Annotated in this window: 10 protein-coding genes and 1 tRNA gene; 5 read left to right on the top strand and 6 right to left on the bottom strand. The window is 68.2% G+C overall.

Annotated features, from left to right (window positions below; translation table 11 throughout):
* Nucleotides 1-12 precede the first annotated feature (12 nt).
* Together fdhD and AC1DKN_RS17720 are read left to right on the top strand one after the other, a co-directional pair.
* The gene (gene fdhD, locus AC1DKN_RS17715) at nucleotides 13-885 is read left to right on the top strand and encodes a formate dehydrogenase accessory sulfurtransferase FdhD (RefSeq protein ID WP_476872051.1); all 873 of its coding nucleotides are present in this window, start codon (nucleotides 13-15) and stop codon (nucleotides 883-885) included.
* A 90-nt stretch (nucleotides 886-975) separates the two neighbouring features.
* Nucleotides 976-4011 (top strand): alpha-mannosidase, encoded by a 3036-nt coding sequence (locus tag AC1DKN_RS17720; protein WP_476872052.1) that lies wholly within the window; start codon nucleotides 976-978, stop codon nucleotides 4009-4011.
* Nucleotides 4012-4269: 258 nt separating this feature from the next.
* On the opposite strand, the gene AC1DKN_RS17725 is transcribed toward AC1DKN_RS17720, so the two are convergent.
* The 3 genes from AC1DKN_RS17725 to AC1DKN_RS17735 are packed head-to-tail and all read right to left on the bottom strand — an operon-like array spanning nucleotide 4270 to nucleotide 6531.
* Nucleotides 4270-5013: a hypothetical protein gene (locus tag AC1DKN_RS17725; RefSeq protein WP_476858028.1), complete on the bottom strand. Its 744-nt coding sequence runs from the start codon at nucleotides 5011-5013 to the stop codon at nucleotides 4270-4272.
* A gap of 43 nt (nucleotides 5014-5056) precedes the next feature.
* Nucleotides 5057-5788, bottom strand: a complete 732-nt coding sequence (locus AC1DKN_RS17730; protein WP_476858029.1) for a hypothetical protein — start codon at nucleotides 5786-5788, stop codon at nucleotides 5057-5059.
* On the bottom strand, nucleotides 5785-6531 hold the full coding sequence (locus tag AC1DKN_RS17735; protein WP_476872053.1) for a hypothetical protein: 747 nt from the start codon (nucleotides 6529-6531) through the stop codon (nucleotides 5785-5787). The genes AC1DKN_RS17730 and AC1DKN_RS17735 overlap by 4 nt, the downstream gene beginning before the upstream one ends.
* A 278-nt stretch (nucleotides 6532-6809) precedes the next feature.
* On the opposite strand from AC1DKN_RS17735, the gene AC1DKN_RS17740 reads away from it, so the two are divergent.
* Both AC1DKN_RS17740 and AC1DKN_RS17745 read left to right on the top strand, forming a co-directional pair.
* On the top strand, nucleotides 6810-8477 hold the full coding sequence (locus AC1DKN_RS17740) for an ABC-F family ATP-binding cassette domain-containing protein (protein ID WP_223914280.1): 1668 nt from the start codon (nucleotides 6810-6812) through the stop codon (nucleotides 8475-8477).
* Nucleotides 8474-10387 carry an ABC transporter ATP-binding protein gene (locus tag AC1DKN_RS17745; RefSeq protein WP_476872054.1) on the top strand — a complete coding sequence of 638 codons (1914 nt, stop codon included), beginning with the start codon at nucleotides 8474-8476 and terminating at the stop codon, nucleotides 10385-10387. The genes AC1DKN_RS17740 and AC1DKN_RS17745 overlap by 4 nt, the downstream gene beginning before the upstream one ends.
* 46 nt (nucleotides 10388-10433) lie before the next feature.
* Here AC1DKN_RS17745 and AC1DKN_RS17750 read toward each other — a convergent pair whose 3' ends face one another.
* The 3 genes from AC1DKN_RS17750 to AC1DKN_RS17760 form a co-directional block, all read right to left on the bottom strand.
* Entirely contained in the window at nucleotides 10434-10841 is a 408-nt protein-coding gene (locus AC1DKN_RS17750; protein ID WP_223914278.1) for an NUDIX hydrolase, read from the bottom strand.
* Entirely contained in the window at nucleotides 10838-11425 is a 588-nt protein-coding gene (locus AC1DKN_RS17755) for a DUF6314 family protein (RefSeq protein WP_476872055.1), read from the bottom strand. The genes AC1DKN_RS17750 and AC1DKN_RS17755 overlap by 4 nt, the downstream gene beginning before the upstream one ends.
* 1 nt (nucleotide 11426) lies before the next feature.
* Nucleotides 11427-11499 (bottom strand) — tRNA-Arg (locus tag AC1DKN_RS17760).
* Nucleotides 11500-11581: 82 nt separating this feature from the next.
* On the opposite strand from AC1DKN_RS17760, the gene AC1DKN_RS17765 reads away from it, so the two are divergent.
* Nucleotides 11582-12379 (top strand): DUF998 domain-containing protein, encoded by a 798-nt coding sequence (locus tag AC1DKN_RS17765; protein ID WP_476872056.1) that lies wholly within the window; start codon nucleotides 11582-11584, stop codon nucleotides 12377-12379.
* The last annotated feature ends 69 nt before the right edge of the window (nucleotides 12380-12448 follow it).

Consider the following 12448-nt stretch of genomic DNA (forward strand, 5'->3'; position numbering starts at 1 on the left):
TAGGAGCACCGGATGGGCCGTGTGACACAGCGCCGCAAGGTGCACAAGATCGTCCTGGACGGGTCCCCGCATGCCCTCGAATTCCCGGTCCGGCACCGAGAGGACGTCCTTGCCGTCGAGGAACCGCTGGAAATCCGGCTCGGCAACATGTCATTCTCCGTCACCATGCGAACGCCGGGCAATGACTTCGACCTCGTCGCAGGCTTCCTCGTCTCGGAGGGGATCATCTGGGCTCCCGAACAGCTGGTCTCGCTCAGGTTCTGCGCCGGCGAAGACGCCGACGGCATGCAGACGTTCAACGTGGTGGAGGCGCAGCTCAGGCCCGACGTCGTACGACCCGATACCGGACGCAACGTCTTCACCTCCAGTTCCTGCGGCATCTGCGGCACTGACTCGATCGATGCCGTACGGAAGTCCTCGCACTACAGCCCGGCACACGATCCGCTGACCGTCCCCGTCGAAACGCTCGCGGCCCTCCCGGACGCCCTGCGGTCCGCCCAGGAGGTCTTCGAAGTCACCGGCGGCGTGCACGCCGCCGGGCTCTTCAGGATCTCCGACGACGGCTCGGCCGAATTGCTGTGCCTGCGCGAAGACGTGGGCCGGCACAACGCGGTGGACAAGGTGGTGGGCTGGGCGCTCCGCGAAGGCCTGCTCCCGCTCCGGGGCACCGTACTGCAGGTGTCCGGCCGTGCATCGTTCGAGCTCGTCCAAAAGGCTGCCCTCGCCGGCATCCCGGTCCTCGCCGCTGTCAGTGCCCCCTCCAGCCTGGCCGTCGAGCTCGCCGAGGCCAGCGGGATGACACTGGCCGGGTTCAGCCGCGGGACCAGCCTGAACGTGTACGCGGGCCAGCAACGCGTAGCCGTTCCGGCGCCCGCGGCCGGCTAGGGGCAACAGTTGGCCAACGGGTTCTCCGCGGCGTAAGTTTTATCCATCGATTGGAGTCGATCGGACCCCCCAGCGCTGAAGAGGATCACATTGCACGACGACCGCCGTCTTACGGAAGTCCGGCTGGACCGCTTTCTGCGTGACCGGATCGGCCCGGCAGTCTACCCGCGCAGCGTGCCGCTGACGCTAAGCAACTGGGACGCGCCGGACGAACCCGTGCCGGTGCTCGAGGCCCTGCGGCAGGAGTTCACGCCCCAGGAACACGGCGTGGCCTGGGGCCGGCCCTGGAGCACCAAGTGGCTCCGGCTCCGGGGTGAGGTGCCGGACGCCTGGGGAACCGCGGCCGGAACCTCCGTGGAAGTCCTCGTGGACCTCGGCTTCAGCGGCGACCTCCCGGGATTCCAGTGCGAAGGCATTGCCTGGCGGTCCGACGGGACCATCATCAAGGCGATCTCGCCGCGGAACCAGTACATCCCGCTCAAGCTCCTGGGCAGTGGCATGGCCGTTGACTTCTACGTCGAAGCCGCGGCCAATCCCGACTTGTCCCAGAACTGGACTTTCGCCGCCACCCCCTACGGCGACAAGGCGACGTCGGGCAGCGAGCCGAAGTACCGCCTCGGCAGGATCGCCATCGCCGAACGCAACCAGACCGTCTGGGAACTGCAGCAGGACATCCTCACGCTCAGCGGGCTGATGCACGAACTGCCCATGGACCTGCCCCGCCGCCACGACATCCTGCGGTCGCTCGAACGCATGCTGGACATCATGGACCCCGACGACGTTGCCGGGACCGCGGAGGCCGGACGGGCCGCCTTGGCCGGAGCCCTGTCCCGGCCGGCCTATGCCTCGGCGCACCAGCTCGTGGCCACGGGCCACGCCCACATCGATTCGGCCTGGTTGTGGCCGGTCCGGGAAACCATCCGCAAGTGCGCCCGGACGTTCTCCAACGTCGTGGCCCTGATGGACGAGAATCCCGATTTCATCTTTTCGTGCTCCTCCGCCCAGCAGCTCGCGTGGATGAAGGAGTACTATCCGGAGCTCTTCGGGCGCATCCGGGACAAGGTCCGCGCCGGCCAGTTCGTTCCCGTCGGCGGGATGTGGGTCGAATCCGACTCCAACATGCCCGGCGGCGAGGCCATGGCACGGCAGTTCCTCGAGGGTAAAAGCTTTTTCCTGGCCGAATTCGGGGTCGATTGCCAGGAGGCGTGGCTGCCGGACACCTTCGGGTATTCCGCCGCCCTGCCGCAGATCATCAAGGCCGCAGGCAGCCGCTGGTTCCTGACCCAGAAGATCTCCTGGAACCAGGTCAACAGGATGCCTCACCACACCTTCAACTGGGAGGGAATCGACGGCACCCGGGTGTTCACCCATTTCCCACCGGTGGACAGCTACAACTCCGACCTCAGTGCCCGGGACCTGGCGCACGCAGAACGGAACTACCGGGACCACGGACGCGGAGGCACGTCGCTGGTTCCGTTCGGGTACGGCGACGGCGGCGGGGGCCCAACCCGCGAGATGCTGGCCGCAGCGCAGCGAACGGCGGATCTGGAAGGATCCCCGAAGGTGCGGGTCGGCTCGGCGGCCAGCTTCTTCAGCCAGGCCCAGGCCGAGTATGAGCCCCTTCCGGTCTGGGTGGGGGAGATGTACCTGGAACTGCACCGCGGCACCTACACCAGCCAGGCCAGGACCAAGCTGGGGAACAGGCGCAGCGAGCACCTCCTCCGGGAAGCCGAGCTCTGGAGTGCCACCGCGGCTGTGCGGACCGGGCACCGCTACCCGGCTGCGGAGCTCAAGCGCCTCTGGCGGCTGGTCCTGCTGCAGCAGTTTCACGACATCCTGCCGGGAAGTTCCATCGCCTGGGTCCACCAGGACGCCGAACGGAACTACGCCGCCGTCGAACGGGGACTGGAAGCGATCATCACGAACGCCGCGGCGGCGGCCCTCGGCACCGGCAGCCGGAAATTCCTGCTCAACGCCGCCCCGCACGAGCGCCTGGGCGTGCCTGCCCTGGCGGCTGCTGAACCGGTCCGGCCCGGGCAGCCGGTAGAGGTCACTGAGGACGGCGGCGGCTACATCCTGGACAATGGCATCATCCGTGCCGTGGTGGATGCCCGCGGACTGCTGGTCTCCCTCACGGACCGGGCCACCGGACGCGAGGCGATTGCTCCCGGCGAGGTGGGAAACCTCCTGGAGCTGCACCGGGACACGCCCAATGAATGGGACGCGTGGGACATCGACGCCTTCTACCGCAGGAACGTCGTCCGTCTGGAACAGGCGCTTTCGGTGGCGCTGGAGCGCGACCCCCGGGGCGAAAACCCGGCCGCCGTCGTGGTGGTGGAGCGGATGGCCGGGTCCTCCGCGGTGACCCAACGGATTACACTAGCGCCGGGTGCAGACTCGCTCGCGATCACTACGGCCGTGGACTGGCAGGAGAGCGAAAAGCTGCTCAAGCTGGGTTTTGCATTGGATGTCAGGGCCGACCGGTCGGCGGCGGAGACGCAGTTCGGGCACGTGTTCCGCCCGACCCATGTCAACACGTCCTGGGAGGCCGCGAAATTCGAAATCTGCGCCCACCGCTGGATCCACGTCGCCGAGCCGGGCTATGGGGTGGCGATCTCCAACGCTTCCAGCTATGGCCACGACGTCACCCGCAATGTCCGGGAGGACGACGGCGGCACCACCACCACAGTGCGGCTCTCGCTCCTGCGGGCACCGAAGTTTCCGGATCCCGGCGCGGACCAGGGCAGGCACGAGCTGCACGTCACGGTCCGTCCGGGCGCCACGATCGCCGACGCCGTCGAAGAGGGCTACCGCACCAACCTGGCGCCGCGGATGGTGCACGGGGCGCACGGGGTGGAACCGCTGGTCACGGTGGTCAATCAGGCCCTTGTCATTGAAGCGGTCAAACTCGCTGAAGACGGTTCCGGGGATGTGATTGTCCGGTTCTACGAAGCACTGGGGGAGCGGTCCACCGGCGCGGTGAAGGCCAATTTCCCGGTCCGCGGGCTGCACGCCGTGGATCTGTTGGAACGGCCCGTCGATGCCCCGGGAGTGACGGCGGGCGGCAATTCCGCCGAGCTGACGTTGCGGCCCTTCCAGCTGGTCACGCTGAGGTTTGTGCGCTAACAGGCAGGGCCGCCTGACGCCGCCTTTCCCGCAGGGGAATCCGGCCGGCAGTGTCGGGGAATCCGAATACTGTCGGGAACAACCGGAAAACCCCTTAAACAGGCTGAGTGGGAGCGGTCCTACCGGACCGCTACCACTCATCCCCCCAATGGCGCTTGGACGGCTGCCTCTGCTTCGCACGGCTGACTTCCGTACACGAAGCGATTGCCGCATTCACACATTCATGATTCTCTCACGGTCTAATGATTTTGTGAATGCCTACTTTTGGTTCTTGCGAAATGTTGCGCGAGCGTTATGAGATTCTTTGGCGGCGAGCCCGGAAGCCCAGAACAGTCCCAGGCCCAGGACATAGCCCAGGACGGCCAAATAGTTGACCGTCTGCTGAGCGAGGGTCCACGCTTTCGGGGCGAAGGAGGCAGGTACGCTGCAGGCGGTGGCGAGGGCGCCGAGGCATGTCAGGAGGGCCGCGGCACGCACCAGCCGCGGCAGCTGGCTCCTGGTGGTGGCCACCAATGCCGGCAGCAGGGCGAGGGAGACGAAAGCAGGATAGGTGCGGCCGGCCGCGGCGTAGAACGGCGCCAGGGCGGCATTGCGTCCCCCGTTGTCCGCGATGTCCAGCATGCCGGCCGAGGACCCGCGGGTGTCCATGAAGAAGAAGGTCACCGCCACGACGACGGCGCTGAGGGCCAGGGCCCAGCGCCCTGCCGGCCCAGCGATGAGGCGGTAGCCGGGCTCGTCTGCCAGGCCCCGCGCCACGCGCAGACCGACCAGCAGGACCGCGGCGAATACGAGGAAGCGCAAGATCAGGTGGGCGAGGTTCCATCCCCCCAGCGCCCCATCGATCGCCTCATAGGGGCCGGGCACCGAGAGCAGGCTGCACAGGGTCGCGAGCACCAGGATCCAGAAGACGGTCCTGTTCCGCCCCTGGAACGCATCCGGAACGCGGAGGAGGAGCACCACGGTGCAGATGATCAGCGTGCCCCACTGGAGGGTTGCAATCATTCCCGGTTCTCCCACATCGCTTGCCTGCTCAGCCCCAAAGTGGTCAGATCATGCCAGCATGCTTCTTCGGCGCACGCTTCGCAAGCGTCTTAGCCAGCCAGATCATGCACAGTCCCAGGACCAGGCACAGGACCGCCGAGTAGTTGATGACGAACCGCATGAACCCGAGGGGCGGAGGGATGACCGGGGAGAGCAGGCTGAGGCAGATGGCCACGGTGCCCACGGCCAGCAACCCGGCGCTGGACCGGACAAGGGCCGGAAGTCCGCTGCGCAGGGTCCGCAGCATCGCCGGAAACAGGGCCGCGGTGATGAACGCGGGGTACAGGCGCCCGGCGGCCCCGTAATACTCCACCAGGGCGGCATTGCGGCCGTCCTTGGCGAACACGGCGACCAAACCCGCCGAGGAGCCGGCGGTATCCATCATGAGGAAGACCACCACCACCACAGCCGAGGCGGCAGCGGCTACTGCGATGCCGATGGGGCCGGTGATGAGCCGCAGGGCGTCACACGCGCTGAAGCCCCGGGCCATCCGGAGACCAAGGAAGAAGATGACGGCGAAAATGACGAAGCGCAGCAGCAGGTTGGCGACGTTCATGCCTCCCAGGGCTTGGTCCACGGCCAGATACGGGGCATCGATGCTGAGCAGGATCGCCAGGGTCATCAGCGCAAGGATCCAGAACAGGGACCGGTTTTCACCCCGCAGGACACTGGGCACGCGGACGAGCGTGGCGACGCAGCACATCGCCAATGTGGTCCACTGCAGGATCGCGATCATCCGAGGTTCTCCCAAATCGTTTGTGTTTGTGCCTGCTCCTGCTCATGGCGCCGCAGCGATTTTCCGAGCGCCTGAAGACGTTCCCCGGCCAGGGCGCTAAGGTCGCCGTCGGAAAGAGCGTCCAACGCGGCTTGCTTCGCCCCGGCCGTCCAGCCGGCCTCAGCCTCGGTTATCAGGCCCGTGGCGACGAGCCCGCCCGTGAAGCCTACGCCCGCCGCGCGGGCCGTCGCGACCGCAAGCTCGGGGGACAGCCGGTTTGCCGTGAGCTGCACGGAGTAATTTTGCGGTGCCACCCCGGTGGCGGCCGAAACCCGGTGGCGCAATTCACCATCGTCAACCGCATCCACCCAGTTCCGGACCGACGTGGCGTGCGGTGCGGGGCTCAGAGCCGGGGTCATTGAGCTGCCCTGGTCACCGTAGCCGCCGTAGGCCGGGGAAGAACGCGAAATGACGGCGCGCAACAGGTCCATAGTGGCGACCTGGCTGACGAGTTCGGCCGGGGTCGGCGGCTGCGGCGGGGCGGCCAGCTCCGCATAATGCTCGAAGGATGCGAGTTCCGCCAGCGGACTCAAATCCAGGGCCCGGCTGATGCTGACCAGGGTGGTTTCGGCCACCTTCCCGCGGACCAACTGCTGGGCGAAGGTGGTGCGCTTGATCCCGGAGATCCGGCAGAGATCGGCTGTGCTCGCGGACGGGGCAACCCGATGAAGCCAGAGTTGGAACGCCTTTGCGGGTAGTGGCATCTAGGGCTTCCTGCGGAGTCGACGGGCAGTATGTCTACTGGCATGCGGTGGGGCAGCGGCGATTGAGGCGGGGGGTGGCGGCGGTGTGGCGGTGCGGGCTGGGATTTTGCGTGAGGTCCTAATTCAACTATGCTAAATGGTCGAACCCGCTGGTCCGTACACCCCCCAAGTCCGGACCGGCGGGTTCTTCTATGCCCGGCCGGTTTTCTGTCCCGTCCGGACCCGCAGTTTCTCCCAGACGGGAGGCCCGTTTTGGGCCGCAGTGAGAGGATGAAGTAATGACTGCAACCCTTGTTGCCAAGGATCTTTCCGGTGGACACGATCACCGCACACTCTTCTCGAAGCTGTCCCTGACCGTAGCACCCGGCGACGTCGTCGGCGTCGTCGGCGCCAATGGTGCCGGCAAATCAACCCTGCTGCGGCTGCTGGCCGGCGTCGACGGTCCGCAGGAAGGCACCGTGAGCCTGGCCCCCGCCGACGCCTTTGTCGGCTGGCTGCCGCAGGAACACGAACGGATTGCCGGCGAAACGGTCGCGGGCTACATCGCCCGGCGCACCGGCTGTGCCCAGGCGACCCTGGAGATGGAATCCACCGCGGAGGCGCTGGGCTCCGGCGCTCCGGGCTCCGACGACGCCTACTCCCTGGCCTTCGACCGCTGGATGGCCTCCGGCGCCGCTGACCTGGAGGACCGCATCCCGTCCGTCCTGGCGGACCTTGGCCTCGATGTCGGCCCCGACGCCGGAATGACTGGCCTGTCCGGTGGCCAGGCGGCCCGCGTGGCGCTCGCCGCCCTGCTGCTGAGCCGGTTCGACATCGTGCTCCTGGACGAACCCACCAACGACCTGGACCTCAACGGCCTGGCCAAGCTCGAGGCCTTCGTGCAGGGCCTGCGCGGCGGCGCCGTCCTGGTCTCGCATGACCGCGAGTTCCTGGCGCGCTGCGTCACCACGATCGTGGAACTGGATCTGGCCCAGAACTCGGTGGCGGTATACGACGGCGGCTACGAGGCCTACCTGGAGGAACGCGCCGTTGCCCGCCGGCACGCCCGGGAACGCTTCGAGGAGTACGCGAACACCAAGGCGGACCTCGTCTCCCGGGCCCGCACCCAGCGCGAGTGGAGCTCCCAGGGCGTCCGCAACGCGATGAAGAAGAACCCGGACAACGACAAGATCCGCCGGGCGGCCAGCACCGAGTCCTCCGAGAAGCAGGGCCAGAAGGTCCGGCAGATGGAGTCCCGCATCGCCCGGCTCGAAGAAGTGGAAGAGCCGCGCAAGGAATGGCAGCTGCAGTTCAGCATCGGGGCGGCACCCCGCTCCAGCGCCGTCGTGGCCACCTTGCGCGACGCCGTCGCGGTGCAGGGCGACTTCACTCTCGGCCCGGTGAATCTGCAGCTGAATGCGGGGGAGCGGATCGGGATCACGGGTCCGAACGGCGCCGGCAAATCCACCCTGCTCCGGCTCCTGCTCGGCGTCCAGCAGCCCGACTCCGGTGACGCGTCCATGGGCGCGTCCGTGGCCGTCGGCGAGATCGACCAGGCGCGCGGGCTCTTGGCCGGCGGACTGTTGCTTGCAGACGCCGTTGAGGCCGTCCTGACGGAGCAGACCCCGGCCGAGGTGCGCACCCTGTTGGCCAAATTCGGCCTCAAAGCCGATCACACCAACCGGGCCGTGGACTCCCTCTCCCCGGGGGAACGGACCCGGGCAGCCCTGGCGCTGCTGCAGGCCCGCGGCGTGAACCTGCTCGTTCTGGACGAACCCACCAACCACCTTGACCTGCCCGCCATCGAACAGCTCGAGGAAGCCCTCGACAGCTATGACGGCGCGCTACTGCTGGTCACCCACGACCGCCGGCTGCTGGAAAACGTCCGCCTGGACGTGCGCTGGAACGTCGAGAACGGCGTCGTCACCGAACTGCACGCCGATGCCCCGAAAGGCAACACCAAATGAGCATGGACCGGGTCGCCTGGAGCTCCCTCTACAACATCACCCGCGCCTCCAGCGGGTCCAAGCCGTTCTCGAAGGAGACCCTGAAGCGCGTCTTCAGTTTTGCCCGCCCCCACCGCGGCAAACTGATCGCCTTCGTGCTGCTGTCCATCGTGATGGCCTTCCTGGCCGTCGCCACCCCGGTCCTCGCCGGGCAGGTGGTCGACGCGATCATCGCCCACGCGGATGCCGGAACCGTGATCTGGCTCGCCGTCCTGATCGCCGTCGTCGCGATCGCCGAGGCCGGAATCGGCTTGGTGACGCGCTGGCTGTCCTCCACGATCGGCGAAGGCGTGATCGTGGACCTGCGCACGAAGGTCTTCGACCACGTCCAAAAGATGCCGATCGCGTTCTTCACCCGGACCCGGACCGGGGCCCTCGTCAGCCGGCTGAACAACGATGTCATTGGCGCGCAGTCAGCCTTCGCCGGCACGCTCTCCGGCGTGGTCAGCAACGTCGTGGCCCTGGCGCTGACCCTCGCGGTGATGCTGAACAAATCGTGGCTTGTGACCGTGCTCGCGATGATCCTGCTGCCGATCTTCCTGATCCCGGCCCGCCGGATGGGCTCCAAGCTGGCCGATCTGCGGCGCGAAGCCGCCGAACACAACGCCACCATGGGCACCCAGATGACCGAGCGCTTCTCCGCGCCCGGCGCCACGCTGGTCAAGCTCTTCGGCCGCCCCGACGAGGAATCCCGCGAGTTCGCCCTCCGGGCCGGCCGCGTCCGGGACATCGGCGTCCGCACCGCCATGCTGCAGTTCACCTTCGTCACGGCGCTGACACTGGTCTCGGCCTTGGCCCTGGCACTGGTCTACGGCCTGGGCGGCTGGCTCGCGCTCGCCGGGCAGTTGAACGCGGGCGACGTCGTCGTGCTGGCACTGCTGCTCACCCGCCTGTACGCGCCGCTCACGGCACTTTCAAACGCGCGGGTCGAGATCATGAGCGCCCTGGTCAGCTTCGAACGCGTCTTCGAGATCCTGGACCTCAAGCCGCTCATCCAGCAGAAGCCGGACGCGGTGGCCTCCCCGTCCGGTCCGCTCTCGGTGGAGTTCGATAACGTCCGCTTCGCCTACCCCTCGGCGGACAAAGTCTCGCTGGCCTCCCTGGAGGACGTGCTGACCCTGGACACCCGCGGCGGCGAGGAAGTGCTGCACGGCATCAGCTTCCGGGTGGAGCCGGGCCAGACGGTGGCCCTCGTCGGCTCCTCCGGGGCGGGCAAGTCCACCATTGCGCAGCTCCTGTCGCGCCTGTACGACGTCGACTCCGGCGCCATCCGCTTCGGCGGCACGACGCCCGGCGCGGGCGTGGACGTCCGTGACCTCACGTTCGACTCGATGCGCGCGACCCTCGGCATGGTGACGCAGGACGGTCACCTGTTCCACGAGAGCATCGCCTCCAACCTGCGCCTGGCCCGGCCGGAGGCCACCGAAGAGCAGATGTGGGATGCGCTGCGCCGCGCCCGGCTCGAAGACATGATCCGGTCCCTGCCCGATGGGCTGGACACTGTGGTGGGGGAGCGCGGCTACCGGCTCTCCGGCGGCGAGCGGCAACGCCTGACGATCGCCCGCCTGCTGATCGCCCAGCCGCGGGTGGTCATCCTCGACGAAGCCACCGCCGCGCTGGATTCGACCAACGAGGCCGCCGTCCAGGAGGCGCTGGGCGCCGCGCTGGAAGGCCGTACCGCCGTCGTGATCGCGCACCGTCTCTCGACGATCCGTGCGGCGGACGCGATCCTGGTGGTGGAGGACGGCTCGATCGTGGAGCGCGGCACCCACCGGGAGCTTCTCGCCGCCGAGGGCCGCTATGCGGAGCTGTACCGGACGCAGTTCTCCGAGGCCAGCGCGGTGGCACAGGAATCCGTGCCCGGCTACTGAGCCGCCGTTTGGAAGCCGGCGTTGGAGGTCCTGGCCGGTGGAGGTCCTAGCAGGACGGCTTGGCGGACAGGGCCGGCAGCACATGGTCCGTCAGCAGCGGGGCGAGGTCGCCGGGCAGCTCGGCGGACAGGTCCAGCCAACGGATCTCGGCGATTTCCGCCGACGGCCGGGCGCTCCACACCCCGGGCGCCGTGAAGACCGTGGCCTCGATCTGGGTGGCCGCCTCGTTGGCGGCATCCGCCAGCCAGCAACCCAGCAGGTCCAGGCGGTCCGGGGCCAGCACGATCCCCACTTCCTCCTGGAGCTCGCGCGCCGCAGCCTGGGCCGCTGTTTCGCCGGCCTCGGGTTTGCCGCCGGGGTGCATGAACTTGTCCGTGCCGCGTTTGCGGACGGTCAGGAGGCGTCCGGAGCGATCGAAAACGCAGACGGCGGAGACGACGATGCGCGGGTTCACCCGGCGCGCCCTGAATCCGGCGCGGCATCCGGCGTCGCATCGGGGGTCACGCGTGGCTTTGTCTCCGGATCCGGGCCTGTTCCTGGTCTTGCTTCTGGTTTTGCTTTCAGCCGTCGCAGGACCGACTCCAGCAGCTGGTCCTTGGCCGGCCCGGTGACGTCCCAGCGGTAGCCGCATTGGTCCGGACCGCGGAAGGTGTACGTCACGCGGTACGTGTCAGGGTCGCACCAGTGCTCGTCCTGATTGGTTTGCCCGGCGAAGCCCATGCGGTGGAAGGGACGGCCGTCCGGGAAGTACACGTCCAGGACATCGGGGGTGTCCGCCGGCCGCAACAGATATTCCCGGCTCGCCGGGCCGGAGAACGGCGCGCCGCCCGGGGGTGCCCAGCGCACGGTGCCTTCTTCACGCCACCACAGGCCGCCGTCGTCGTCGGCAGTGAAGCGTACGACGCCGGTGAAGGTTCCGCTGGTGCCGGTGCTGCGGTCCAGCAGGGTGCGGTCGACGGACCAGGAACCGCGCAGGTAGGCGCGGAGGTCAAAGCCCGGACCCGTGTCCGGGGTTTCGTCCGGGGCAGGAATGTTCAAGTGCCCTCGATTGGAATCGAACCAACGACACCGGCTTTAGGAGAGCCGTGCTCTATCCACTGAGCTACGAGGGCGGGTATCCGCGGGCGGCCGGGGCCGGTCCGGTCGGACACGGATATAAGCATACAAGGTGAGCGCGCGTACTACGCTCTTGGCATGACTGCAGGAACCACCGAGCTTTCCGCCGGAGCCCTCTACTACCCCGATGTGGCCGCGACCAGGTTTTACGTCGGGGCCCTGGCGAAGCTGAGCGTGCTGCAGTATTTCGTGGCCGAGTCGGCTGTGATCGGTGCCTGGGCGGGAGCGGAGCCATACAGCCGCCGCACGGGCTACATCAGCGACCTCGGCGCCGTGGCGTGCGGAGAGTTCTCCGGCCGGGACGTCTGCTCGCCGGCGCACCTGCTGATGAACGCGTCATTTGTGGTCCAAGGCCTTGGCATGGTGGTCGGCGCGTTGCTGCTCGGCTCGGCGCTCCTGTGCTGTGCCGCGCGGACCGCAGTGCCAGTTGGGCGCGGCCGGGTATCGGGGCAGGCGCACGGCCGCGTGCGCTGGGGCGCAGGGGTGGTGGCAGCGGCCGCCGCGCGGCTGCTGACCGGCGCCGCCGGGGCAGGAACGGTCATCGTGGGGCTGGTGCCCGAGGACACGGGATCGGCCTGGCACCTGGCCGGCGCCCTGATGTACTTCGCCGCCGGCGCCCTGGCGCTCCTGATTCTCGGTTGGCTTTGGCTCCGGCAGACGCCGCTCGGGTGGTTCATCCTGGGCTGCGGGGCGGTGTCCTTGGGGGCGCTCATTGCGGGCGGGCTGACGGGCATGCACGTGCCGGAACCCGGTGCCCTGGAACGGCTCATGGGCTATCCCATCACCGTCGGCGTCGCCGCGGCCGGCCTTGTCATCGCCCAGCGGGTCCAGCACGAACGCACGGCGCGCAAGCTCGCCCGGGCCCAGGCCCGCTGAGGCAGGCACGTTGAGGCGGGCCCGTGCAGGCCACAAGGCCCGGGCTGGAGGGCCCGGGCCCGGTGAAGC

Source organism: Arthrobacter sp. 01N444, assembly GCF_056399305.1.